The following is a 23,147-nucleotide window of genomic DNA, read 5'->3' on the forward strand; positions in this document are numbered from 1 at the left end:
TGGCAGGGCGTCGGCTGGTCTGACCAAGTCAGCCAAACTCGGGGAGGAACCTTCCCCGTCAGGCTGCAACGGCGAGAACCGCAGCTCAGCGCTTACGCCCACCTCAGAGGGAGGAAATTCTCATAATGCGTGTTACCAAGGGCGCACAGATCGTCGCCGGTGCCGCGCTGCTGGCCCTCGCGGTTGCCGCGTGTGGCGGCGGCGCTTCCACTGGAAGCAGCGGCGCCGGAAGCGGCGAGACGCCGGTCCGTATGGAGGTCGGTGAGCCGCAGCACGCACTCGTGCCGGGTCTCACGGCCGAGTCGGAGGGTGCGGAGATCCTTGCTGCGATCTACGACCCGCTCGTTAACTACAACGAGAACAAGCAGGCGGACCCCAACGTCGCCGAGTCCGTGTCCACCACGGACAACAAGGTCTGGACGATCAAGCTCAAGCAGGGTTACACCTGGCACGACGGCACCAAGCTCACCGCTCAGGACTACGTGAACGCGTGGAACTGGGTCGCGCGCAAGAGCAGCGCCGCTGACGCCACGGGCTTCATGGCCAAGATCGACGGTTACGCCGACCTCAACCCTGAGGGCGAAGGCACCATGGAGACCGTCAAGGAGATGAAGGGCCTGAAGGTCGTCGACGACACCACCTTCACGGTCACCCTCGCTTCGCCGTTCTCGCAGTTCGGCCTGATGCTGGGCTACACCGCGTTCTACCCGATGCACCCCAAGTCCTGGGAGGCTGACGGCAAGCTCACGGCCGCGGCTCAGGAGCAGCCGATCGGCATGGGTCTGTTCAAGCTGGACAAGGCCTACAAGAAGGGCACTGACCAGACGATCGACCTGACCGTCTACGACAAGTTCACCGGCACCAAGCCGAAGAACTGGACCAAGCTGCAGTTCAAGCTGTACACCTCGTCCGAGACGGCGTACAACGACCTGCAGGGCGAGCAGCTCGACATCCACGACTCGATCCCGGCGACGCAGCTGTCGAGCGCCAAGTCGGCGCTGGGCGAGCGTTACCACGACGACCCCGACTCCGCGGTCGGCTACATCGGTGTTCCGCTGGCCTACAACAAGGACTACCAGAACGCCGACGTCCGCAAGGCCATCTCGATGGCCATCGACCGTAAGACGATCTCCGAGGTCGTCTTCTCGGGCAGCCGTTCGCCCGCCGACGACTTCATCAGCCCGGTCGTCGACGGTTACCGTCAGGGTGCCTGTGGCGAGGCCTGCACCTACAACCCGACCGCCGCCAAGGAGCTCTACACCAAGGCCGGCGGCCCGGCGAAGATCGAGCTCGGCTACAACGCCGACGGTGGTCACAAGGAGTGGATCGAGGCGACCGCCAACAACCTCCGCCAGAACCTGGGCGTCGAGGTCGAGGCCAAGCCGTTCGAGAAGTTCGCGTCGATCCTCGAGTCGCTGCAGAACAAGGAGTACTCCGGCCTGTTCCGCATGGCCTGGTCGTACGACTACCCGTCGCCCGAGAACTACCTGCGCCCGATCTTCGGCAAGATCGCGATCGCGAACGGTTCCAACTACGGCGGCTACGACAACCCCGAGTTCGACAAGCTCGTCGACCAGGGTGACCAGGCGGCGACCGCGGACGAGAGCGTCAAGTTCTACCAGCAGGCGGACGACGTCCTGCTGAAGGACCTGCCCTACATCCCGGTGTACTTCTACCGGACCAACTGGGGCCACTCCACCAAGATCAAGAATGTTTCCCTGAACCTGCTCAAGCAGGTCAACTGGGCGGCAGTCGAGAAGGCCTGACGTCCTTCCAAAGGGTGGGCGCGGCCGACGCCCACCCTTTGTGGACCCGCTTCGGAGGCAGTCGCTCGGACTTCGGACTATGGTTCGAGGGACTGCCTTCAGGCATGTACGGGAGGCATTAATGGGCCGATACGTCATCCGGCGCCTTCTGCAGGCCATACCGGTCTTGCTGGGCGCCACCCTGCTCATCTTCGCGATCGTTTTCGCACTGCCGGGCGACCCCATCAGGGCGCTGGCGGGGGAGAAGCCGCCGTCACCACAGGTGGTCGAGGTACTCCGCGAGCAGTATCACCTGAACGATCCCCTTTTGCTGCAGTACTGGTACTACATCAGCGGTGTGCTGTTCCGGGGTGACTTCGGAACGACCTTCCAGAACGTCCCAGTGGGCGACCTGATGAAGGCCACGTTCCCGACCACGCTGCAGCTGGCCCTGACCGCGCTCATGATCCAGGCCGTGATCGGCGTGGGCCTGGGCCTGTGGGCCGCACTGCGGAGGGGCAAGGCCGAGGACACCATGATCCTCGCCTCGACCCTGATCCTGATCTCCGTCCCCACCCTGGTCTCCGGATTCGTCCTGCAGCTCCTGCTGGGCGTCAAGCTGGGCCTCTTCCCGATCGCGGGCACCTCGGAGGGCTGGTACAGCTTCCTGCTGCCCGGCTTCGTGCTCGCCGGCGGTTCGATCGCCTACCTGACCCGGTTGACCCGAACATCGCTGGTGGAGACCCTACGCTCCGACTACATCCGCACAGCGGTCGCCAAGGGCATGAACAGACGCCGCGTGGTCGGCCGGCACGGACTGCGCAACGCGCTGATCCCGCTGGTCACCTTCCTCGGCGCCGACCTGGGCAACCTGATGGGCGGCGCGGTCATCACCGAGCGCATCTTCAACATCAACGGGGTCGGCAGCCTGCTCATCAGAGGCGTCTACGAACGCCAGCAGCCCATCGTCGTGGGCGTGGTGACGGCACTGGTGTTGGTCTACATCCTGGCCAACCTGGTCGTCGACCTGATGTACGCCGTGCTCGACCCGAGGATCCGTTATGAGTAGTAGCGTCGCGAGCCCGCCGCAGTCCGGCGGCAGGCACCAGAAGAAGCAGAACGACAAGCCCGCGAGCCTGTGGAGCGACGCGTGGTACGACCTGCGCCGCAAGCCGGCCTTCGTGATCTCGGCGATCCTCATCGGCGTGCTGCTGCTCATGGCGATCTGGCCGACCCTGTTCAGCTCCGTGGACCCCAGGGCCTGCGACCTGAGCGTGGCCAGGCAGGCGCCGAGCGCCGGCCATCTCTTCGGGCGTGACAACCTCGGTTGTGACGTGTACTCCCGGACGATCCACGCCGCGCGCAACTCCATCGTCATCGGTGTGCTCACCACCGTCCTGGTCGCCGTCATCGGCGGCCTGCTCGGCATGGTGGCGGCGTTCTACGCCAGCATGACCGACACGGTTCTGTCCCGCCTGACGGAGATCTTCTTCGCGATCCCCGGCATCCTGGGCGCGCTGCTCATCGCCTCGACCTTCCGCGACCAGATCAACAGCATCCTGCTGGTGATCGTCTCGCTGACGGTGCTGAGCTGGCCGATGACCTTCCGCATCATGCGGGCCGCGGTCATCACCGCCAAGAACCAGGACTTCGTCGTGGCGGCGAGGGCACTGGGAGCCGGTCCGAGCCGGCTGATGTTCCGTCACCTGCTGCCGAACGCGCTCGCTCCGGTCATCGTCGTCTCGACGATCAACCTGGGCGTGTTCATCGCCGCGGAGGCCGCACTGAGCTTCCTGGGTGTGGGCGTGCAGTCGCCCGACATCTCCTGGGGACTCATGATCTCGGACGCGCGCGACCGATTCCTCGACGCGCCGCTGCCGCTGATCTTCCCGGCCGTGTTCCTGAGCATCACCGTGCTCGCGTTCATCATGCTCGGCGATGCCGTCCGCGACGCGCTAGACCCGAAGTTGCGGTAGGGGGGATACCGAGATGGCGAAGACCAAGAACGACTTGTTGCCGAGCGAGGGAGGCTTTGGCAACGAGCCGCTGCTCGCGGTCGACAACCTGCACGTGGAGTTTCACACTCGCGCCGGCGTCGTCAAGGCGGTCAACGGTGTGAGCTACTCACTCAGCGCGGGTGAGACGCTCGCCGTGCTGGGCGAGTCCGGCTCCGGCAAGTCCGTGACCGCCCAGGCGATCATGGGCATCCTCGACATGCCTCCGGCGGTCATCCCCAAGGGGGAGGTCCGCTTCCGCGGCACCGATCTGCTGAGGTTGTCGGAGGACGCCCGTACCCAGGTGCGCGGCCAGCGCATCGCGATGATCTTCCAGGACGCCCTGTCGTCGCTCAACCCGGTGTTCACCGTGGGCTGGCAGATCAGCGAGATGTTCCGCGTGCACCGCGGGATGAGCAAGCGCGACGCCATGAAGAAGGCCGTCGAGCTCATGGAGCGGGTCCGCATCCCCGCCGCGAAGCAGCGGGTCAACGACTACCCGCACCAGTTCTCCGGCGGCATGCGGCAGCGCATCATGATCGCGATGGCCATCGCGCTGGACCCCGAGGTCCTGATCGCCGACGAGCCCACCACGGCTCTCGACGTGACGGTCCAGGCCCAGATCATGGAGCTGCTGGCCGACCTGCAGCGCGAGAGCAACATGGGCCTCATCCTGATCACCCACGACCTCGGCGTCGTCGCCGACGTCGCGGACAAGATCGCCGTCATGTACGGCGGGCGGATCGTGGAGAACGCCCCCGTGCACGACATCTACAAGGCGCCTGCCCACCCCTACACCAAGGGCCTGCTGGAGTCGATCCCCCGGGTCGACCTCAAGGGCCAGGAGCTGTACGCGATCAAGGGCCTGCCGCCCAACCTGCTCGACATGCCGTCCGGCTGCGCGTTCAACCCGCGGTGCCCGTACCGCCAGGACAACTGCGTGACCGACGTCCCCCCGCTCCACGAGATCAGCGGCGTGCGCAGCAGCGCCTGCCACTACTGGAGGGAGGTCCTCGATGGCAGCTGAGGTCATTCTCGAGGTTCGTGACCTGGTCAAGCACTTCCCGCTGACCACGGGCATCGTCTTCAAGAAGCAGATCGGCGCGATCAAGGCCGTCGATGGCGTCTCCTTCGACCTGCACAAGGGCGAGACCCTGGGCATCGTGGGAGAGTCGGGCTGCGGCAAGTCGACGCTGGCCAAGGTGCTCATGGCGCTGGAGCGGCCGACCTCCGGCTCGGTCAAGATCAAGGGCCGCGAGATCGCCCACGCCAGGGGCGGCGAGCTCAAGGCGATGCGCCGCAACATCCAGATGGTGATGCAGGATCCGTACACCTCGCTGAACCCCCGGATGACCGTCGGCGACATCATCGGCGAGCCGTACGACATCCACACGGAGGTCGCGCCCAAGGGCGACCGCCGCAAGCGGGTGCAGGAGCTGCTGGAGCTGGTCGGTCTCAACCCCGACCACATCAACCGCTACCCGCACCAGTTCTCCGGAGGCCAGCGCCAGCGCATCGGCATCGCGCGCGGCCTGGCCCTGCAGCCCGAGATCATCGTCTGCGACGAGCCGGTCTCCGCGCTCGACGTGTCGATCCAGGCCCAGGTCATCAACCTGCTGGAGAAGCTGCAGAACGAGCTCGGGCTGGCCTACATCTTCATCGCCCACGACCTGTCGGTGGTCCGCCACATCTCCGACCGCGTCGGCGTGATGTACCTGGGCAAGATGGTGGAGCTCGGCAAGGACGTCGAGATCTACGACAAGCCCGCGCACCCGTACACCCAGGCGCTGCTGTCGGCCGTCCCGGTCCCCGACCCCGAGGGCCGCGAGCAGCGTGAGCGGATCATCCTGCAGGGCGACCCGCCCTCGCCGGCCAACCCGCCCTCGGGCTGCCGTTTCCGCACTCGCTGCTGGAAGGCGCAGGAGATCTGCGCCGAGCAGGAGCCGCTGCTGCAGATCCGGCCCGGCACCGCTCACGAGAGCGCCTGCCACTTCGCCGAGACCCACGACGTGGTGCACGTCAACTAGCGAGCGAGAGGAGCCCGTCACGGACGACCGTGGCGGGCTCTTCGCGTCTCCGGTGTCGCTTCACCTCGTGGTGATGACGGCCGAGCCGTGGCCGAACAGGCCCTGGTTGACGGCCAGCCCGATACGGGCGTGCTCGACCTGGCGTGCCCCGGCCGCGCCTCTCAGCTGCCAGGTCAGCTCGCAGAGCTGGGCGATGGCCTGGGCGGGGATGGCCTCGCCGAAGCTGGCCAGCCCGCCTGACACGTTCACCGGGATGCGCCCGCCGAGCGCGGTCTGGCCGGTGCGCAGCAGCTTGTCGGCCTCGCCCGGACCGCACAGGCCGATGTCCTCGATCCAGTCGAGTTCGAGCGCCGTGGACAGGTCGTAGACCTCGGCCAGGGAGACGTCCTCGGGCCCGATGCCTGCCTCCTCGTAGGCGGCGTGCGCGATGGCCGAGCGGAAGGGCCTGGCCGGCGGGGGGACGGCGGCGGCCGAGTCGGTGGCGAAGTTCGGCAGCTCCAGCACGGTGTTCGGGAAGGTGGGCGTCACCGTGGAGATCGCCGCCAGCCGTACGGGATCGCGCGCGCCGAGCCGGCGGGCGTAGTCGCGGGAGGCCAGCACGATCGCGGCGCCCCCGTCGGAGGTCGCGCAGATGTCCATGAGCCGCAGCGGGTCGGCGACCATGGGCGAGGCCAGCACCTCCTCGGCCGTGACGGCCTTGCGGTAGCGGGCGTTGGGGTTGAGCGACCCGGCCAGCGCGTTCTTGACCTTGACGGCGGCCAGGTCGTCCTGCGTCGTCCCGTACAGCTCCATCCTGCGCCGGGCGTAGAGCGCGAAATAGACCGGGTTGCTCGCGCCGAGCAGCTTGAAGCGCAGCCAGTCGGGGTCGCCGGGCCCGCCGACCGGCTTGAAGAAGCCCTTGGGCGCCGCGTCGGCGCCGACCACCAGCGCGACGTCGCACAGCCCGGCCATGATGCGGGTGCGGGCGATGTCGAGGGCCTGCGCGCCCGAGGCGCACGCGGCGTAGCAGGAGGCGATGCGCGCTCCCGTCCAGCCGAGGGCCTGGGCGAAGGTCGAGCCGGCGACCAGGCCCGGATAGCCGTTCCTGATCGTGTCGGCGCCCACCACGAACTGCACGTCGGTCCAGGCGATCCCGGCCTCGGCGAGCGCGTCCTTGGCCGCCCGCACGCCGTACTCCGTGAAGTCCCTTCCCCACTTGCCCCACGGGTGCATGCCCGCGCCGAGGATCACCGCGTCCACAACCACACCCCGTCCTCGCTGGTGAGCTCCAGCTCCATGCCCACGCTCAGGTCGGCGACGGTCAGGTCCTTGACCCTGCCGAGCACGACGATCTTCTCGCGGTCCAGCTCGACGGCGGCGATCGTGATCGGCACGTACGGCTCGGCGGCCTCGAAGGGCTCGGGCGGCGGGTAGCACGAGTTGGTGTAGGACCAGACCCGCCCGCTACGTGACAGGCGCGTCTCGTTCAGTTGTTCGCCGTCGCAGCGGGGATTGGGGCAGAAGCCGGTCTTCGGGGGGAAGCAGACGGTACGGCAGGCGGTGCATTGGGTGCCGACCAGGTAGGTGAGGCCGTCCTCGACCGTGAACCACATAGTCTCCGAGTATCACACAAGCGCTTGCTTGAGTCATCGCCTGGCGATCACCCGGATCGACATGCCGGCCACGAGCAGGATCATCGCCAGGATCGTCAGCAGGCGCGAGACCGGCGGCTCCTGCGAGGGCAGCAGCTCGGTGGTGGGCCCGAGCGCGGGCTGGGTGGCGCTCCGCCGGGCGATGCGGTCGGCGTGCTTGAGCGCCCGCTGCGCGTCGGCCAGGCCGTACCCCAGGGTTCGGGTCCGGCCCTCGCCGGGCTTGCGGCGGGTGCCCCGCTCGATGGCCTCGCGCACCTGGGCGGGCGACAGCTGCGGGTGGCGCGACCTGATCAGCGCCGCGATGCCCGCGACCAGCGCGGCGGCGGGGCTGGTGCCGTCGCCGATCACGTAGGAGCCAGGGCCGTCGGCCCCCACGATCTCGGTGCCGGGCGCGACGACCGAGACGTAGTCCTGGCGGTTGGAGAACGCCGCCGCCCTGAGCTGCCTGTCGACCGCGCCGACCGCGATCACCCCCGGGTAGGCGGCGGGAAAGTTGCGCCGGTTGGTCGTCGCGCCGTCGTTGCCCGAGCTCGCGACCAGCACCGTGCCGCGCTCCAGCGCGTAGCGCACCGCGTCGTTCTCGGCCTTCGAGCCCTTCCAGGTGCCGCTGCCGCCGCCCAGCGACATGCTGATCACGTCGGCGCCCCGGTCGACGGCGTAGCGGATGCCCTTGGCCAGGGCGTTCCCCCCGCCCGCGCGTTGCAGCACGCGACGGGGGTCGCCGTTCTCGAGGGTCACGCGCACCGACAGGACCTTGGCCTGCGGGGCCACGCCCATGACGCCGCGCTCCTTGCCGGGTCCGTGGCCCCGGCCCGCGATCAGGCTGGCCATCGCCGTGCCGTGGTGTCCCCACTGGCCGTCGGCGCTCCCGCCGCCCGTCAGGTCGGGGCCTTCCACCACCGCGCCCTTGAGGTCGGGGTGGCGGGGGTCGACGCCGGTGTCGAGGACGGCGACCAGGACGCCCGAGCCCTTGGACGCCCGCCAGGCCGAGGGCAGGCGGAGGGCGTCGAGCTGCCATTGCCTGGCCCTGACCGTGGAGGCCACGTCGTCGGCGGCGACGGCGGGGGTGCTGGTGGCCAGGAGGGCGGCGGTGAGAAGTGGCAGGGTGGACACGTCGGTGAATTCTGACATGCGCGGACACCCGCTTCGGTAAACAAGCCGATACGCGGGGTAATGTCGGAATTGCTAGGAAACGGGCGCGAGGCGTACGCGGGCTCCCGGCGGCAGCCCGAGCCGCTGCGCGGCGTCACCGCAGTTGACGGCGATGGCGATGAGCCCGGCCGAGTCGGCGAACGCCACGAGCTCGCCCGGCGCGACCGCGGCATACGTCTCGCGAAACGGCAGCGCGAGCTGGCGCCGCCCGAGCCAGACGCCGAGCGTGTCGCCCACCCGCACGCCGAGCGAACGCAGATCGCCCGCGGCGATGGACAGCTGCGTGTTGCCGTAGCGGTCGACGGAGACGACCTCGCCCTCGACGGAACCCTCGCGCAACTGCGAGGTGGGCGACGGCAGCGAGACCAGGCGCGTCAGCGGCACCGCCGGCCCGAGCTCGGCCGTCTGGCGTCCGGTCGAGAGGCGGGCGGCGACGGGGGAGAACACGTCGCGCCCGGGAAAGGTGGGGGAGGGCGGATCCAGGAAGAAGGCCTCGTTGGCGATCTCGTAGGCTGCCGAGGGTCCCCCTGCCGCGTGCACCGCCCACGACAGCAGGCCGTTGTCGGGGCCGATGAACACCCGGCCGCCGGACTCGATGGCGACGGAACGCCTGGTGCCGCCCGCCCCGGGATCGACCGAAGCGATATGGATGCCCTCGGGAAGATAGGGAATGGTCTGCGCGAGAATCGCCGCGCCGCGCCGTACGTCTCCCGCGGGCACCAGATGGCACACGTCGATGACGCGCGCGTCGGGCGCGATGCGCAGGATCACGCCGTGGCAGGCCGCCACGTACCCGTCCTCAAGTCCGTAGTCGGTGAGAAGTGTGATGACAGGGGCCACAACTGGTGACTGTACGTCTCGCAATAGCCCGTGAACACCCACGTTCGGAACATTACGATGGTGTCCAGGCCGCGCCGCCGCCGCGAGGAACGTGACCCCAGCGGGTCTCCCGGACGTTCCGAGCAGTCGTGCCGTAGGCACGACGAAGGGCTAGGAGGAACCATGGACGCTGCACCGGCGAACGGTGACAGTGCTGCCCCCGAGCCGCCCGACCGACCTCTGACCGACCGTGAGATCGAGCTTCTCGCCTTCGAACGCCACTGGTGGCGGCACGCGGGCGCCAAGGAGCACGCCATCAAGGAGAGCTTCGGGTTCTCCGCGACCCGTTACTACCAGCTCCTCGGGGAGCTGATCGACCGCACGGAAGCGCTGGAGCACGATCCGATGCTGGTCAAGCGGCTGCGCAGGATGCGGGCCACCCGCCGTCGAGAGCGGGCGCAACGCCGGTTTTATGGTAGGTGAGTGACTCCTACTCCGAAGACTGAGGCGGGCAAGGCAGGGCTCGAGGCGATCCTGACGGATCCGTCGGGAACGCTCATCGGGCTGGACTTCGACGGCACCCTCGCGCCGATCGTGGAGGATCCGGCCGCGGCCAGGGCGCATCCGGCCGTGGCCGGCACGCTGGCCAGGCTCCGGGCCCGGGTGGGCGACATCGTGATCATCACGGGGCGCCCCGGCCAGGATCTGGTCGGCGGACTGCCGGTGCTCGGCCACTACGGCCTGGAGCAGTGGGCCGACGGCGAGCTCCATGCTCCGCCCGAGCATCCCGGTGTGGAGGTCGCGCGCAAGGCGCTGGCCGCGATGGAGCTGCCGCCGGGTGTCAGGGTCGAGGACAAGGGCCACTCGGTCGCCGTGCACACGCGCCAGGCCGCCGACCCGGCCGGGGCACTGCGTGCGCTCGACGGCCCCTTGCGCGAGCTGGCGCACGCCAACGGGCTGGCCGCCGAGCCCGGCAGGTTCGTGCTGGAACTGAGGCCGCCCGGCATGGACAAGGGCGTGGCGTTGCGCGCCTACGTGGAGCGCACCGGGTCCAGGTCGGTGCTCTACGTCGGCGACGACCTCGGCGACCTGAAGGCCTTCGACGCGGTGGAGGAGCTGCGGGCCGCCGGGATCCCCGGGGTCACCGTGGCCAGTTCCTCCGACGAGGTCACCGAGCTGGCCGCCCGCGCCGACCTGGTGGTGGCAGGCCCCGACGGCGTCGTGGACCTGCTCGCATCGCTCTGCGAGCGGATTGCAAGCGGGGCCGCGTAGGGTCCCACGCATGATCACAGCCCTGACGCTTGCGGCGTCGCTCCTGGTCAGCCCGGCGGCGGCCACCAAGCCGGTCACGTACGGCAAGCTCACCATCCAGGTCCCGGCGAAGTGGAAGGTCAAGAAGTACCGTTACGGTCTCCACGTGCTGACCGGCGGCTGCGCCAAGCGGGCGGCCGAGTGCGACGGCTTCTGGGTGCTCGGCAAGAGCGCCGTGAAGTACGCCAAGGAGGGCGGCCCCTACCGGCTCGACCACCCGTACCACCCCAGCTCCGGGGTGATGTACTGCGTCAAGGACGAGAGGTACTGGTCCTCGCCGATGCCCTCCAAGCCCTCCGTCACCGGGTTCAAGGCGATCGGCGACCGCAAGGCGCACTTCACCGAGTGGAAGATCACCTGTTCCGACAACGGGACCCCGACCAAGATCACCTATCCGCAGCGGCTGTGGTACCTGCCGACGACCAAACTGCTGATCGTCGACGAGTTCAGGACGCCGGGACTGGCGACGATTCTGAAGGGCGCGGTCTGGAGCTGACCAGTCCCGCCACGGCCAGGGCGATCAGCACCGGCACCATCAGGAACGCGTTGACGGTGCCGGAGGCGTCGGCGAGCGCGCCCAGCACCAGCGGGCCGACGCCGACGGCCGTGCTGGCCCAGATGGAGCCGATGGCCGAGGCGCGGTCGGGGCGGTTGCCCGAGTTGGCGATGATGCCGGCCAGGGCGAGGGGGAACTGCAGGGCGATGCCCAGGCCGCAGACGAACACTCCCGCGTAGGAGAGCACGGGGCTGGTGCTGAGCCAGAACAGCAGCCAGCCTGCGAGCGTGACGGCCAGGGCGCCGACGAGCAGGTTCGTGGTGCGCATGCGCAGCGCCAGCGGGGTGCCGACGAAGCGGCCGACGGCCAGACCGGCGGTGAGCGCGGTCAGGGTGCTGGCCGCCACCGCGGGCGAGAGGCCCGTGCGGGTGGTCACCAGGGCCGACGACCAGAGGTTGAAGGTGAACTCCAGCGCCACGCAGCAGAACAGCACCCCGCCCGCCACGTAGAACCGCCAGCCGAAGCCCGGTGGTGGCCCTTCGTGGTGCTCGGCCGTCTCGACGTTCTTGTCCGGGAACCAGTGGCGGCCGAGCGCGAGGGCGAGCAGCACGGTCGACACCGGCGTGAGCAGGAGGGCGGCGCGCCAGCCGAAGGCGCTCTGGGCGGCGGCGCTGACCAGGTAGGGGGCGACGATCCCGAAGATGACGCCGAAGGCGTTGGCCTCGTTGAGCGCGGCGGGGCCCGCGGGACCGTGGTGGTCGCTGAGGGCGGCCATGCCGGTGTAGAGGGTGAAGGTGCCGAATCCGCTGGCCAGTCCGTAGCCGAGAATCGTGACCGGGACGGCGGAACTGGCGAAGACCAGCGCGACGCCGGCGTTGATGCCCACGAGCCCGGCCCAGGTCGTGGCGCGGCGGCCGAACCTCCTGGTCAGGTACGGCAGAGCCAGCCCTGCCGCGACGCCGCACACGGCCATGGAGATGCCGTGCAGCCCGGCGACGGTCTGGGAGACGCCCTGTTCCGCGCGCAGGATCTGCAGCGCGGAGCTCAGGCCGTACAGGTAGGTCGCGAACACCCCGATCTGCAGATACACCAGCCAGGTTGCGCGATCACGGGTGAAGCGTATGGCGACCCTATTCACCGGGCAAAGCGTACTAAAGGGCATCAAGCTGGGACGACAGCCATTTCTCCGGCGGCAGCGCGGTCGCGGCCCTTCGCAGGCTCGCCGCCCTGCGCAGGCGCTCGTCCTCGTCCATGACCAGCGCGGAGTGCAGCGCGCGGGCGGTCTCGCCCACGTCGTAGGGGTTGACCACGATGGCGTCGCCGCCGAGCTCCGCGGCCGCCCCCGCCTCGCGCGACAACACCAGCGCGCACCTGTCCGAGAGGATCGGGCCCTCCTTGGCCACCAGGTTCATGCCGTCGCGGATCGGGTTGACCAGCAGCACGTCGGCCAGGCGGTAGGCGGCCAGGCTGCGCGGGTAGTCGTCGTTGACGTTGAGGATCAGCGGGTCCCAGTCCTCGGTGCCGTATTCGTCCTCGATCTCCTTGGCGCAGCGCTGCACGGCCGCCGTGTACTCGCGGTACTCCGGCAGGTCGTGGCGCGAGGGGTAGGCGAAGGCCAGGTGCACCACCCGGCCGTGCCACTCGGGATGGGCGGCGAGGAACTCCCGGTAGGCCAGCAGGCCGCGCACGATGTTCTTCGACAGCTCGGTGCGGTCGATGCGGACGATCAGGCGGCGGTTGCCCGTCTGCTCCCTGAGAGCGGCCATGTGCGACTCGACGTCGGGCTCGCAGGCCCGCTGCCAGAGCGAGTCGCCGTCGACCCCCAGGCTGTGCACGCCGATGTTCGTGGTGCGCCCCTCGTAGGTCACGCCGCCCCCGGAGACCTCCGCGCCCAGGAGGTGGCGGCAGCAGTCGGCGAAGGCCTGCGCCCAGCGCTCGGTCAGGAACCCGGCGTGGTCGGCGCCCAGGATGCCCTCCAGCACCTCGCGCGCCACCTCGTCGGGCAGCAGGCTGAAATACTCCGGGGGCGCCCACGGGGTGTGGCTGAAGTGCGCGATGCGCAGGTCGGGGCGCTCGGCTCTGAGCATCGCCGGGGTCAGCGTCAGGTGGTAGTCCTGCACCATGACCCGCGCCTCGTGACCGGCCTCCTCGGCCAGCGCGAGCGCGAAGGCGCCGTTGTAGTCGCGGTAGGACTCCCACTCGCGCTCGAACCGGGTGCCGAACAACGGTGCGTTGGGGATGTCGTACAGGAGATGATTGACGAACCAGAGTGTCGAGTTGGCAACCGCGTTGTAAGCACGATGAAAGGTGGCGGGAGGAATATCCAGCATGCGCAACGCACCCGTGTCATACCCCGCCTGGTCGAGGCGGCCCCCTGGCGCCTGCCGTACGGCACTGCGGTCGCCGTCGGAGAGCGCCGCGCAGACCCAGAGCACGCCGTTGCTCTTGGCCACCCCCGACAGGCCGGAGACCAGCCCGCCGCCGCCGCGCTTCATGATGAGCGCGCCTTCGTCCGAGACGGTGAAGGAGACGGGGCCACGGTTCGAGGCCACCAGGACGCTGTTCATGCTTCTAGGATCTCTCTATGGCGCTTGATGAGCTAACCGAGGAACTTGCACGCTCCGCCGCGGCCGGTGACCACCGCGCGCTCGGCGAGCTCCTGAAGCGCATCGAGCCCGATGTGCTGCGCCACTGCGCCCGGATACTGCCCTACCACCAGGACGCCGAAGAGGCCTGCCAGGACACCCTGCTGGCCGTCGCGCGCAACATCGGGCGCTTCGAGGGGCGGGCCAGGTTCTCGACCTGGCTGCACATCGTGACGGCCAACTGCGCGCGCACCACCTACCGCTCGCTGAAGCGGCGGGCGGCCGAGCAGACCTCCGACGAACTGCCGATGCAGAAGCCCGACGTGCGCCGGGTGAGCGTGATCGCCGGGTCGCGCCTCGACCTGCTCGACGCGATGGAGGCGCTGGAGGCCGACAAGCCCGACCTGGCCCAGGCTCTGGTGCTCAGAGACATCGTGCAGCTCGACTACAACGAGGTCGCCGAGCAGCTTGGCATCCCTTTGGGCACTGCCAAATCCCGGATTCACCAGGCCCGCAAATATGTGCAGGGCCAGCTCGGGGAGGACTATCGCTGAGACGGATCATCTCGACTGCTGAGACGACGAGTTGCTTGACGCTGGGCTCCAGGTAGAGTGCAGGTCAGCAACACAACTTCATATTGCTCATCCAGAGGGGTGGAGGGACCGGCCCTGCGAAGCCCCGGCAACCCTCCCGGAGACGCGCTCGTGACGTGACGAGGCCGGCCGGGACAAGGTGCCAAATCCGGTCTGCGGTCAAGGCGGCCGCAGGCGAAGATGAGGGAAGGCCTCGCTTCATGTCGCTTGATTTCGGCCCCGCTGTCGCCCTGTCCTGTCGCGAGTGCGGTGCGCGCTACGACCTCGGCCCCAGCTTCGCGTGCCTGGAGTGTTTCGGGCCGCTCGAGGCGGCCTACGAATTCGGCACGGTCACCCGCGAGGAGATCGCGGCCGGCCCCGCCAACATCTGGCGCTACAAGAAGCTGCTCCCGGTCCCCGGTGACGTCGAGCAGAAGCGCAACATGAACCCCGGCTGGACCAAGCTGGTCAAGGCCGAGGGCCTGGGCAAGTCGCTGGGACTGAAGTCCCTGTACGTCAAGGACGACTCGGGCAACCCCACCCACTCCTTCAAGGACCGGGTGGTCGCCATCGCCGTCGAGGCGGCGCGCAACTTCGGTTTCCACACCCTGTCGTGCTCGTCCACGGGCAACCTGGCCGGCGCCGTGACCGCCGCCGCGGCCCGCGCCGGACTCGAGGCCTGCGTCTTCATCCCCGCCGACCTGGAGCAGGCCAAGATCGCCATGGCCCGGGTCTTCGGCGGCAAGCTGATCGGCATCGACGGCACCTACGACGAGGTCAACCGCTTCTGTTCCGAGCTGATCGGCGACCCGATCGGCGAGAAGTGGGGCTTCGTCAACGTCAACCTCCGGCCCTACTACGCCGAGGGCTCCAAGACCCTGGCCTACGAGATCGCCGAGCAGCTCGGCTGGCGCCTGCCCGACCAGATCGTCATCCCGATCGCCTCGGGCTCGCAGCTCACCAAGATCGACAAGGGCTTCAAGGAGCTCATCGCGCTCGGCCTGGTCGACGACAAGCCCTACAAGGTGTACGGCGCGCAGGCCACCGGCTGTTCGCCCGTCTCCGTGGCCTACAAGGCCGGTCACGAGGTGGTCCAGCCGGTCAAGCCCGACACCATCGCCAAGTCGCTGGCGATCGGCAACCCCGCCGACGGACCGTACGTGCTCGACATCGCCCGCCGCACCGGCGGTGCGGTCGAGGACGTCTCCGACCCCGAGATCGTCTCGGCCATCAGACTCCTCGCCGAGACGGAAGGCATCTTCGCCGAGACCGCGGGCGGGGTTACCGTGGGTGTGCTGCGCAAGCTCGTCGAGGCGGGCAAGCTCGACCCCGAGCTTGACACCGTGGTGCTCAACACCGGCGACGGCCTCAAGACGCTGGACGCCGTCTCGTCCGTGGCCGCGCCCAGCGCGGTGATCAAGCCGTCGCTCGACGCGTTTAGGAAGGTTATCTAATGAGTGTTTCGGTGCGGATTCCGACGATTCTGCGCACTTACACGGGCGGTAGCTCGGACGTAAGTGGCGAGGGCGCGACCCTTCGTGACGTCCTTCAGAAGCTGGACGCCGACTACCCGGGTATCGGCGCTCGAATTCTGGATGAATCGGGCAAGATTCGGCGTTTTGTCAACGTTTATGTTGGCGAAGAGGACGTCCGATTTGCCGAAGGCCTCGACACCGCGACGCCTGAGGGTGTTCAGATCTCCATCATCCCCGCGGTCGCCGGCGGCTGAGCCGTACTCGCGTCCGACAGGCCCCCGAGGGGGCCTGTCGTCGTTCTGGGGCAAAAATTTCAAACTTAAAGGAAATGTCGCGCTAAGTAGTTTTCCGCTTGACTCTGTTCTTCAAAGGCATGCCACAGGTATGGTCGATGCGGTCGTCTGGCTTGATTTCGTGTTAAGTCCGCATGACCCCGGATGTCGCGAGAGGAATGGGCGAGGTCCGGAGCCCAGTTAGAGGAGTCGGAAGTGGCGCAGGGCACCGTCAAGTGGTTCAACGCGGACAAGGGCTACGGCTTCATCGCGGTAGACGGTGGTAAGGATGTCTTCGTCCATTACTCAGCGATCATGATGGACGGCTATCGGTCTCTCGAGCAGGGCCAGCGGGTCGAGTTCGAGATCACGCAGGGACAGAAGGGCCCCCAGGCCGAGTCTGTCCGGGCAGTCTGACACCAACAGTCGGCGGTTCGCGTGACGCGAACGCCCCTCCCGGGCTCAGGGGCCGGGCCACTTTCCATGACCCGGCCTTTGGCCTTCACTCGTCTCCGTTTCCCGGTGGGCAAAACGTGACGGATTGGGCTAGCGTTCCACGCCGTGCCCAAGTGGATCCTGCCTGCTGTCGTAGCGGTCGCCGCCGTGTTCACAGTGCTGGCGTACCTGCTCGGTCCCAGCGCCCCGGTCAAGAAGAAGGCGACGCAGAAACCGGCCGAGCTCCAGGTGACGGTCAAGCGTGTGGGCGACGGTCCGCGCGTCGCCGGCTACTCGGCCGCGGGCGCGGAGTACCTGGCCGTGACCGGGCTGGCCGACCCCGTGCTCCAGCAGACGGTCAACCGCGCCCTGTACGCGCCGCTGGACCAGGCGCAGGCCCGCTACACGCGGCGCTCCAAGAAGCAGGACGTCGACGGCGTCGAGATGAACCAGGGGCTGACCGTCGAGATCGGGCTGAAGGGGCCGCGACTGCTGTCGGCCGCCATGGACGTCAGCGACCCGCTCTTCCCTCATGGCGCGGCGTACAAGTTCCCCGTTGGGATCACCGTCGACCTCACCACCGGCCAGGTGTTCACGCCCAGGCAGTTGTTCAAGGTCGGCCTCGCCCGGCTGGGCGAGCTCGTCCGCAGGCCGACGCACCCCGTCGAGGGTGCCTGCCGTTTCGTCCCGACCTCGGCCCTGGCCTTCACCGCCGACAACGTCCTGGTCGGCTGGCGCGGGCACACGCCGGAGTGCGCCGACATCCGCTGGGTCGCCGTGCCGTACGCCGAAGCGCAGGCGTTCGTACGCCCCGAGATTCTCGAGCTGGTGAACACCCGCTGAACTGCGCCGTTGGTTCGCTCGCTTGCACTCGACCGGGTAGAGTGCTAAACAGTTCGTTGGCACTCTAGCTACTAGAGTGCCAACAATCGGATCGGGACGATGGGGTCTGCCGCATGGAGTTGCAGACCTATATGCCGTCGCGGGCTTCGGCTCGGTCCCATTTGCAAGCCACCCTCATCTGGGAGGTCTAGCCTTATGGCAGCCAAGATGATCGCGTTTGACGAGGACGCCCGGCGCGGTCTCGAGCGCGGCATGAACCAGCTCGCTGACGCCGTCAAGGTGACCCTTGGCCCGAAGGGCCGCAACGTCGTGCTGGAGAAGAAGTGGGGCGCCCCCACGATCACCAACGACGGTGTGTCCATCGCCAAGGAGATCGAGCTCGAGGACCCGTACGAGAAGATCGGGGCCGAGCTCGTCAAGGAAGTCGCCAAGAAGACCGACGACGTCGCTGGTGACGGCACCACCACCGCCACCGTGCTCGCTCAGGCTCTCGTACGCGAGGGTCTGCGCAACGTTGCCGCCGGCGCCAACCCGATGGGCCTGAAGAAGGGCATCGAGGCCGCCGTCGAGCGCGTCAGCGAGGAGCTCTCCAAGCTGGCCAAGGACGTGGAGACCAAGGAGCAGATCGCTTCGACCGCCTCCATCTCCGCCGCCGACGCCGAGATCGGCGCGCTCATCGCCGAGGCGATGGACAAGGTCGGCAAGGAAGGCGTCATCACCGTCGAGGAGAGCAACACCTTCGGGCTCGAGCTCGAGCTCACCGAGGGCATGCGCTTCGACAAGGGTTACGTCTCGGGTTACTTCGTGACCGACCCCGACCGGATGGAGGCCGTCCTCGAGGACCCCTACATCCTGATCGTCAACAGCAAGGTCTCGGCCAACAAGGACCTGCTGCCCCTGCTCGACAAGGTCGTCCAGTCGGGCAAGCCGCTGCTGATCATCGCTGAGGACATCGAGGGCGAGGCTCTGGCCACCCTGGTCGTCAACAAGATCCGCGGCCTGTTCAAGTCGGTTGCCGTCAAGGCCCCCGGCTTCGGCGACCGCCGCAAGGCCATGCTCGGCGACATCGCCACCCTCACCGGTGGTCAGGTCATCGCCGAGGAGGTCGGTCTCAAGCTCGAGTCCGCCACGCTCGACCTGCTGGGCCGCGCCCGCAAGGTCGTCGTGACCAAGGACGAGACCACCATCGTCGACGGCGCCGGTGACGCCGACCAGATCTCCGGCCGGGTCAACGAGATCCGCAACGAGATCGAGCGCACCGACTCCGACTACGACCGCGAGAAGCTCCAGGAGCGCCTGGCCAAGCTCGCCGGTGGCGTCGCCGTCATCAAGGCGGGTGCCGCGACCGAGGTCGAGCTCAAGGAGCGCAAGCACCGCATCGAGGACGCCGTTCGCAACGCGAAGGCGGCCGTCGAGGAGGGCATCGTCCCCGGCGGTGGCGTGGCTCTGATCCAGGCCGGCGCCAAGGCGTTCGACAAGCTCGAGCTCCAGGGCGACGAGGCCACCGGTGCCGCGATCGTGCGCAAGGCTCTCGAGGAGCCGCTGAAGCAGATCGCCGTCAACGCCGGCCTCGAGGGCGGCGTCGTGGTGGAGAAGGTCCGCAACCTGACCCCGGGTGAGGGCCTCAACGCCGCGACCGGCGAGTACGTCAACATGTTCGACTCGGGCATCATCGACCCGGCGAAGGTGACGCGCTCCGCTCTGCAGAACGCCGCCTCCATCGCGGCGCTGTTCCTGACCACCGAGGCTGTCATCGCCGAGAAGCCGGAGAAGACCCCGGCTGCTCCCGGCGGCATGCCCGGCGGCGGAGACATGGACTTCTAAGTCCAGCTGACACGTTGAAGGGCGGTTCCCCGGCGGGGAACCGCCCTTCGGCGTTCTCAAGGGGTCAGCGGCTTGACCCAGCGGCCCCACTCCGGCTGGACGGCGTAGCCCGCGGCCTTCCACGCGTGGTGGGCGAGGTCGTTGTCGTGCAGCACCATGGCGTCCACGCGGAAGGCGCCGAACTGGGCGAAGCGCTCCTCGGCGGCCTTGATGAGCCGGGAGCCGACGCCCTTGCGACGGTGTCCGGGATGGACGGCCAGCCGGTAGAGGTGGGCGCGCCAGCCATCCCAGCCCGCGATGAGCGTGCCCACCGTCACGCCGTCGATCTCGGCGACCAGGAGGGCCTGCGGATCCCGCTCCAGCAGGGCGGCGACCTTGTCGGGAGAGTCGCGCCGATCGGTGCCCTCGGCTGCCAGGACCCAGAAATCCAGGAGCGCGGGGATCTCTTCTGGCGTGCCGTACCGGATGTTCATGGCCCGCCAACCTAGCAGCGTGACCTCAGGTCAGCCGAGCACGGGGTGGTTGGAGCGGAACAGGCCCTGCGGGTCGCGTGCCCGCTTGATCCGCCGCAGCCTGGCCAGCGTCGCCTCGGGGAAGGCCGCCGCGGCGCCCTCGCCCTCGTTGAGGAAGGTGTACGGCTTGCGCCCGCTGACGTGGGGGGCCAGGGCCAGGGAGAGGCCGGCCTGCCGCGCTCCGGTCTCCTCGCCCGCCATGCCGAGCAGGTTGACCAGGTACGGCTCCGCCAGGTGGCCGCAGGCGCCCGCGTCGGCGTCCGGCCGGGCCAGCGCGCCGCCGAGGTGACGGATCTGGAGGACCACGTCCGGGGTGACCTGGCCCAGGGCGACAGCCTTGAGGAGGGTGGCGGTCGTGGCGTCGTCGAGGTCGGTGAGCAGCTCCGCGCGGTGCTGCGAGGGCATGGGCTCGACCGGCTCGGCGCAGATGAAGCCCAGCTCGCTCACCGGGAGCTCGTCGCGGGTGTCGAAGATGACGCCGGGGATGCGCTCCAGCGGGCGCAGCAGCTCGCGGCCCGTGGCGGCGTCGCCGAGGAAGGCGCAGTCGACCAGGACGACGTGCAGGCCACGCAGCGGCTCCGGCACGAAGTCCAGGGGCGGGAACTGCATCGTGGTGAACCAGAGGCTCAGCTCGTCGGGGGCGTCCGCGGTGATCTTGCGGAAGGCGGAGAGCACCTGCTCCAGGCGGTTCGCGGGCCAGAGCAGGCGCCCGCCGTACAGGACGGAAGCGGGGAAGAGGGCGATCTCCATCGCGGTCACCACGCCGAAGTCGCCGCCCGCGCCGCGCATCGCCCAGAACAGGTCGGGGTCGGAGTCGGCCGTCACGCGCACGTGCGCACCCTCGGAGTCGACCACCTCCAGGGCCCGCACGGCATTGCCGGCCAGCCCGTGGGCGCGACCGAACCAGCTCAGGCCGCCGCCGAGGCTCATCCCCGCCACGCTCACCACCGGCGAACTGCCCGCGAGCCCGGTCAGGCCGTGCTTGCCCGCCGCCGTGAGCACCTCGCCCCACGAGGCCCCCGCCTCCACCCGGGCGAGCCGCTCCTCCGGGCGCACCTCCACCGACCGCATCCGGCCGGTACGCACCAGGATCTCGCCGTCGAGGCCGGGCGTGGCGCCGTGGCCGCCGGGCTGGACGGTCACGGCGCGGCCGGTCAGGCGGGCATGGCGTACGGCCGCGGCCACGTCGGAGGCGTCCTCGGCCTCCACTACCGCGCTGACGTGCTGGATGATGGCGAGGTTCCAGGGTGTGGCCGCGGCCTCGAAGCCGTCGTCGCCCGGGCACAGCACGCGCCCTCGGACATCGTTGATCATGTGATTCCCCCAGGGTGTTCGTTGTCGAGCACCAGGGTGGGCGACCGCGCTTGTGCGCCGGTTGTGGGCGGCCTGGACCGTTTCGCTATCCGGCGGCCAGCTGCTCCGGGAGCGGACGGTCGTGCAGGACCGTCAGCGAGGTGACCGCACGGGTGAGCACCACGTACAGCCGGGCCAGCCCGCGGGTCTCCGCGGCCACGATGTCGGCCGGCTCGACGACGATCACGTGGTCGTACTCCAGACCCTTGACCAGCGAGGCCGGGACGACGAGGAGGCGGTGGTCCTCGGTCGAGTCGGGGCCGAGGACCGGCGCTCCGAGCTCCTGGGCGATCTCGTCGACCCGGGCGTCGGGCACGATGACGCCGATCGAGCCCTCCTTGTCGAGCGCCTGCGTCACGGCCTCGGTGAGCGAGCCGCCAGGACGCACCGACAGGGAGCCGGCGCCGGGGCGCAGGGAGCGGGGCGCGGCGAGGTGGGGGGCGATGGAGGGCAGCAGCCGGGCGGCGTAGTCGAGGACCTCGCGCGGCACGCGGAAGCCCAGGGTGAGCTCGGTGACCTCGCCCGAGGCCTGGCCCAGGTGCTTCAGGACGGTCTCCCACGAGCTGACCGACCACGGCGTGGTGCCCTGGGCCAGATCGCCCAGGACGGTGGCCGAACCGGTGCGGCAGCGCCGGCCCAGGGCGCGCAGCTGCATCTCGGAAAGGTCCTGCGCCTCGTCGACGACCAGGTGGCCGAGCGACGGCGTGCGCTCCATGAGGTCGTTGAGCTCGTCGAGGAGCGCGGCGTCGGCGGCGGTCCACTTGGCGGACTTGGCGCCGCGGTACGGCTTGCGCCAGAGCAGGAGCTGCTGCTCCTCGGCGGTCAGGTCGGACCTGGCGGCCTTGGCGAGGAACTCCGGGTCGGAGAGCAGCTTGAACAGGACCTGCTGGGGAGTCAGCTTGGGCCAGACGGATTCGACGACCGCCTTGACCTCCTTGGAGCGGGCGACCTTGTCGTGCACGCGGTCGTCGGGCGACTCGCCGCGCTGCTCCATGCGGACCAGCACCAGGTGGGCGATGCGCTGGGTGAGCGCGTCGCGTCCGGGGTTGTAGCGGGTGGTGCCGCGCAGGGAGGCGACGATCTCGCGCACCTCGTGGTCGGCCACGCGGAAGCGGTAGACGCCCTGGGTGTAGACGACGCCCTCGGTGGGCTTGACGATGTGCGCCCACAACGCGCGTTCGAGGACGTCGACCATGCGGGCCGAGCCCTTGAGCGCGGCGACCTCGGGCTCTTCCGTGGCGCCCGGGGTGCCGAGCATGTCGGCGACGGTGGTCTGGTCGACCTTGACCTCGCCCAGCGCGGGCAGGACCGAGGAGATGTAGGAGAGGAACGCCTTGTTCGGCCCGACGATCATCACCCCGGCGCGGGCGAGCTTCTCGCGGTGGGTGAACAGCAGGTAGGCGGCTCGGTGCAGGCCGACGGCGGTCTTCCCGGTGCCGGGCGCCCCCTGCACGCACACGGTGGTGCCGAGGTCGCTGCGGACGATCTCGTCCTGGTCGGGCTGGATGGTGGCGACGATGTCGCGCATGGGGCCCGTACGCGGGCGCTCGATCTCCTCGGTGAGGATCCTCGAGGGGCCGACGTCGGCGCCGGTGTCGAGGGGCTCGTCCTCGAAGGCGGTCAGTTTGCCGCCGTGGTAGCCGAAGCGCCTGCGCAGGTGCACGCCCATCGGGTCGCCGGGGCTGGCCTGGTAGAAGGCGCGCGAGACGGGGGCGCGCCAGTCGATGACGAGCGGCTTGCTGTGCCCGTCGTGCACGTGGCGGCGGCCGACGTAGATCGTGCGCGGCAGGTCGTCGTCGGCGTTGCGGTCGAGGCGGCCGAAGAACAGCGGGGTGTCCGGGTGGTCGGCCAGGGCGGCGACCCGCTGGTCGAGCAGCGATTGCAGGATCTGCTGGGAGACCCAGTCGCCGGCGGCGTCGGACGACAGCGACTGCGCGTGCTCACGCATGGCCTGCAGCGCTTTGCGGGATTCGGCGAGATGGGCTTGTTCCGAGGCCAGTATGTCGGGAGCCAGCTGGTCTACGGGCATGCGAAAAGACCTCCTTGGGAGGTGGTGGTAACGGTCCTGGTAGCGAACCGACAAGCTTAGTCGCCGGGCGCG

At 69.0% G+C, this 23,147-nt stretch carries 23 protein-coding genes and 1 riboswitch; of the genes, 14 read left to right on the forward strand and 9 right to left on the reverse strand.

Going from position 1 to position 23,147, the window contains the following annotated elements; translation table 11 throughout:
* The first annotated feature begins 125 nt into the window (after positions 1–125).
* The 5 genes from HNR30_RS32755 to HNR30_RS32775 all read left to right on the forward strand — a co-directional run bounded on the left by HNR30_RS32755 (position 126) and on the right by HNR30_RS32775 (position 5,766).
* On the forward strand, positions 126–1,766 hold the full coding sequence (locus HNR30_RS32755; protein ID WP_181613985.1) for a peptide ABC transporter substrate-binding protein: 1,641 nt from the start codon (positions 126–128) through the stop codon (positions 1,764–1,766).
* Positions 1,767–1,887: 121 nt separating this feature from the next.
* Positions 1,888–2,814: an ABC transporter permease gene (locus tag HNR30_RS32760; protein ID WP_181613986.1), complete on the forward strand. Its 927-nt coding sequence runs from the start codon at positions 1,888–1,890 to the stop codon at positions 2,812–2,814.
* Positions 2,807–3,721, forward strand: coding sequence for an ABC transporter permease (locus HNR30_RS32765; RefSeq protein WP_181613987.1), 915 nt, complete (start codon positions 2,807–2,809; stop codon positions 3,719–3,721). The genes HNR30_RS32760 and HNR30_RS32765 overlap by 8 nt, the downstream gene beginning before the upstream one ends.
* A 13-nt stretch (positions 3,722–3,734) precedes the next feature.
* On the forward strand, positions 3,735–4,766 hold the full coding sequence (locus HNR30_RS32770) for an ABC transporter ATP-binding protein (protein ID WP_181613988.1): 1,032 nt from the start codon (positions 3,735–3,737) through the stop codon (positions 4,764–4,766).
* Positions 4,756–5,766 (forward strand): ABC transporter ATP-binding protein, encoded by a 1,011-nt coding sequence (locus HNR30_RS32775; RefSeq protein WP_181613989.1) that lies wholly within the window; start codon positions 4,756–4,758, stop codon positions 5,764–5,766. The genes HNR30_RS32770 and HNR30_RS32775 overlap by 11 nt, the downstream gene beginning before the upstream one ends.
* 60 nt (positions 5,767–5,826) lie before the next feature.
* Here HNR30_RS32775 and HNR30_RS32780 read toward each other — a convergent pair whose 3' ends face one another.
* The 4 genes from HNR30_RS32780 to HNR30_RS32795 are packed head-to-tail and all read right to left on the reverse strand — an operon-like array spanning position 5,827 to position 9,389.
* Positions 5,827–7,005, reverse strand: a complete 1,179-nt coding sequence (locus HNR30_RS32780) for a lipid-transfer protein (protein WP_181613990.1) — start codon at positions 7,003–7,005, stop codon at positions 5,827–5,829.
* On the reverse strand, positions 6,993–7,358 hold the full coding sequence (locus tag HNR30_RS32785) for a Zn-ribbon domain-containing OB-fold protein (protein WP_181613991.1): 366 nt from the start codon (positions 7,356–7,358) through the stop codon (positions 6,993–6,995). The genes HNR30_RS32780 and HNR30_RS32785 overlap by 13 nt, the downstream gene beginning before the upstream one ends.
* A gap of 33 nt (positions 7,359–7,391) precedes the next feature.
* Complete coding sequence (gene mycP / locus HNR30_RS32790) at positions 7,392–8,528, reverse strand: type VII secretion-associated serine protease mycosin (RefSeq protein ID WP_181613992.1); 1,137 nt, start codon at positions 8,526–8,528, stop codon at positions 7,392–7,394.
* 54 nt (positions 8,529–8,582) lie between these two features.
* A complete protein-coding gene (locus HNR30_RS32795; RefSeq protein WP_181613993.1) occupies positions 8,583–9,389 on the reverse strand; it encodes an SAM hydrolase/SAM-dependent halogenase family protein in 807 nt (268 codons plus the stop codon).
* A gap of 162 nt (positions 9,390–9,551) precedes the next feature.
* Here HNR30_RS32795 and HNR30_RS32800 point away from each other — a divergent pair, with 162 nt between their 5' ends.
* The 3 genes from HNR30_RS32800 to HNR30_RS32810 are packed head-to-tail and all read left to right on the forward strand — an operon-like array spanning position 9,552 to position 11,175.
* Positions 9,552–9,851 (forward strand): DUF3263 domain-containing protein, encoded by a 300-nt coding sequence (locus HNR30_RS32800; protein ID WP_181613994.1) that lies wholly within the window; start codon positions 9,552–9,554, stop codon positions 9,849–9,851.
* Positions 9,852–10,640 (forward strand): trehalose-phosphatase, encoded by a 789-nt coding sequence (otsB, locus tag HNR30_RS32805; RefSeq protein ID WP_181613995.1) that lies wholly within the window; start codon positions 9,852–9,854, stop codon positions 10,638–10,640.
* A gap of 10 nt (positions 10,641–10,650) precedes the next feature.
* On the forward strand, positions 10,651–11,175 hold the full coding sequence (locus tag HNR30_RS32810) for a hypothetical protein (protein WP_181613996.1): 525 nt from the start codon (positions 10,651–10,653) through the stop codon (positions 11,173–11,175).
* Here the strand turns inward: HNR30_RS32810 and HNR30_RS32815 are convergent.
* A complete protein-coding gene (locus HNR30_RS32815) occupies positions 11,126–12,313 on the reverse strand; it encodes an MFS transporter (protein WP_181613997.1) in 1,188 nt (395 codons plus the stop codon). The genes HNR30_RS32810 and HNR30_RS32815 overlap by 50 nt on opposite strands.
* A 13-nt stretch (positions 12,314–12,326) precedes the next feature.
* Entirely contained in the window at positions 12,327–13,742 is a 1,416-nt protein-coding gene (locus tag HNR30_RS32820) for an alpha,alpha-trehalose-phosphate synthase (UDP-forming) (RefSeq protein ID WP_181613998.1), read from the reverse strand.
* 17 nt (positions 13,743–13,759) lie between these two features.
* Here HNR30_RS32820 and HNR30_RS32825 point away from each other — a divergent pair, with 17 nt between their 5' ends.
* From HNR30_RS32825 to groL, 6 genes are all read left to right on the forward strand, one after another.
* Positions 13,760–14,314: an RNA polymerase sigma factor gene (locus HNR30_RS32825; protein ID WP_181613999.1), complete on the forward strand. Its 555-nt coding sequence runs from the start codon at positions 13,760–13,762 to the stop codon at positions 14,312–14,314.
* Positions 14,315–14,398: 84 nt separating this feature from the next.
* Positions 14,399–14,540: riboswitch (SAM riboswitch) on the forward strand.
* A gap of 13 nt (positions 14,541–14,553) precedes the next feature.
* Positions 14,554–15,786, forward strand: coding sequence for a threonine synthase (thrC, locus tag HNR30_RS32830; protein WP_181614000.1), 1,233 nt, complete (start codon positions 14,554–14,556; stop codon positions 15,784–15,786).
* Positions 15,786–16,061, forward strand: a complete 276-nt coding sequence (locus tag HNR30_RS32835; protein ID WP_181614001.1) for a MoaD/ThiS family protein — start codon at positions 15,786–15,788, stop codon at positions 16,059–16,061. The genes thrC and HNR30_RS32835 overlap by 1 nt, the downstream gene beginning before the upstream one ends.
* Before the next feature lie 234 nt (positions 16,062–16,295).
* Complete coding sequence (locus HNR30_RS32840; RefSeq protein ID WP_068927743.1) at positions 16,296–16,496, forward strand: cold-shock protein; 201 nt, start codon at positions 16,296–16,298, stop codon at positions 16,494–16,496.
* A 144-nt stretch (positions 16,497–16,640) separates the two neighbouring features.
* Positions 16,641–17,357, forward strand: a complete 717-nt coding sequence (locus HNR30_RS32845) for a hypothetical protein (RefSeq protein WP_181614002.1) — start codon at positions 16,641–16,643, stop codon at positions 17,355–17,357.
* Positions 17,358–17,552: 195 nt separating this feature from the next.
* Positions 17,553–19,181 (forward strand): chaperonin GroEL, encoded by a 1,629-nt coding sequence (gene groL, locus HNR30_RS32850; protein ID WP_181614003.1) that lies wholly within the window; start codon positions 17,553–17,555, stop codon positions 19,179–19,181.
* A 56-nt stretch (positions 19,182–19,237) separates the two neighbouring features.
* Here groL and HNR30_RS32855 read toward each other — a convergent pair whose 3' ends face one another.
* The 3 genes from HNR30_RS32855 to HNR30_RS32865 all read right to left on the reverse strand — a co-directional run bounded on the left by HNR30_RS32855 (position 19,238) and on the right by HNR30_RS32865 (position 23,075).
* The gene (locus tag HNR30_RS32855; RefSeq protein WP_181614004.1) at positions 19,238–19,654 is read right to left on the reverse strand and encodes a GNAT family N-acetyltransferase; all 417 of its coding nucleotides are present in this window, start codon (positions 19,652–19,654) and stop codon (positions 19,238–19,240) included.
* Positions 19,655–19,684: 30 nt separating this feature from the next.
* The gene (locus HNR30_RS32860; protein WP_181614005.1) at positions 19,685–21,007 is read right to left on the reverse strand and encodes an FAD-binding oxidoreductase; all 1,323 of its coding nucleotides are present in this window, start codon (positions 21,005–21,007) and stop codon (positions 19,685–19,687) included.
* An 85-nt stretch (positions 21,008–21,092) separates the two neighbouring features.
* A complete protein-coding gene (locus HNR30_RS32865) occupies positions 21,093–23,075 on the reverse strand; it encodes a HelD family protein (protein WP_181614006.1) in 1,983 nt (660 codons plus the stop codon).
* Between the last annotated feature and the right edge of the window lie 72 nt (positions 23,076–23,147).

Origin of the sequence: Nonomuraea soli, from assembly GCF_013761175.1 — a bacterium.
GTDB classification, from domain to species: Bacteria; Actinomycetota; Actinomycetes; order Streptosporangiales; family Streptosporangiaceae; genus Nonomuraea; species Nonomuraea soli.

Bases quoted from the DNA above. Each gene is read 5' to 3' on its own strand.
- HNR30_RS32825 (WP_181613999.1), top strand. From the start codon at position 13,760: ATGGCGCTTGATGAGCTAACCGAGGAACTTGCACGCTCCGCCGCGGCC.
- HNR30_RS32860 (WP_181614005.1), bottom strand. From the start codon at position 21,007: ATGATCAACGATGTCCGAGGGCGCGTGCTGTGCCCGGGCGACGACGGC.
- HNR30_RS32760 (WP_181613986.1), top strand. From the start codon at position 1,888: ATGGGCCGATACGTCATCCGGCGCCTTCTGCAGGCCATACCGGTCTTG.
- HNR30_RS32770 (WP_181613988.1), top strand. From the start codon at position 3,735: ATGGCGAAGACCAAGAACGACTTGTTGCCGAGCGAGGGAGGCTTTGGC.
- HNR30_RS32835 (WP_181614001.1), top strand. From the start codon at position 15,786: ATGAGTGTTTCGGTGCGGATTCCGACGATTCTGCGCACTTACACGGGC.
- HNR30_RS32810 (WP_181613996.1), top strand. From the start codon at position 10,651: ATGATCACAGCCCTGACGCTTGCGGCGTCGCTCCTGGTCAGCCCGGCG.
- HNR30_RS32820 (WP_181613998.1), bottom strand. From the start codon at position 13,742: ATGAACAGCGTCCTGGTGGCCTCGAACCGTGGCCCCGTCTCCTTCACC.
- thrC (WP_181614000.1), top strand. From the start codon at position 14,554: ATGTCGCTTGATTTCGGCCCCGCTGTCGCCCTGTCCTGTCGCGAGTGC.
- HNR30_RS32765 (WP_181613987.1), top strand. From the start codon at position 2,807: ATGAGTAGTAGCGTCGCGAGCCCGCCGCAGTCCGGCGGCAGGCACCAG.
- HNR30_RS32785 (WP_181613991.1), bottom strand. From the start codon at position 7,358: ATGTGGTTCACGGTCGAGGACGGCCTCACCTACCTGGTCGGCACCCAA.
- HNR30_RS32865 (WP_181614006.1), bottom strand. From the start codon at position 23,075: ATGCCCGTAGACCAGCTGGCTCCCGACATACTGGCCTCGGAACAAGCC.
- HNR30_RS32800 (WP_181613994.1), top strand. From the start codon at position 9,552: ATGGACGCTGCACCGGCGAACGGTGACAGTGCTGCCCCCGAGCCGCCC.
- groL (WP_181614003.1), top strand. From the start codon at position 17,553: ATGGCAGCCAAGATGATCGCGTTTGACGAGGACGCCCGGCGCGGTCTC.
- HNR30_RS32775 (WP_181613989.1), top strand. From the start codon at position 4,756: ATGGCAGCTGAGGTCATTCTCGAGGTTCGTGACCTGGTCAAGCACTTC.
- HNR30_RS32855 (WP_181614004.1), bottom strand. From the start codon at position 19,654: ATGAACATCCGGTACGGCACGCCAGAAGAGATCCCCGCGCTCCTGGAT.
- HNR30_RS32755 (WP_181613985.1), top strand. From the start codon at position 126: ATGCGTGTTACCAAGGGCGCACAGATCGTCGCCGGTGCCGCGCTGCTG.
- mycP (WP_181613992.1), bottom strand. From the start codon at position 8,528: ATGTCAGAATTCACCGACGTGTCCACCCTGCCACTTCTCACCGCCGCC.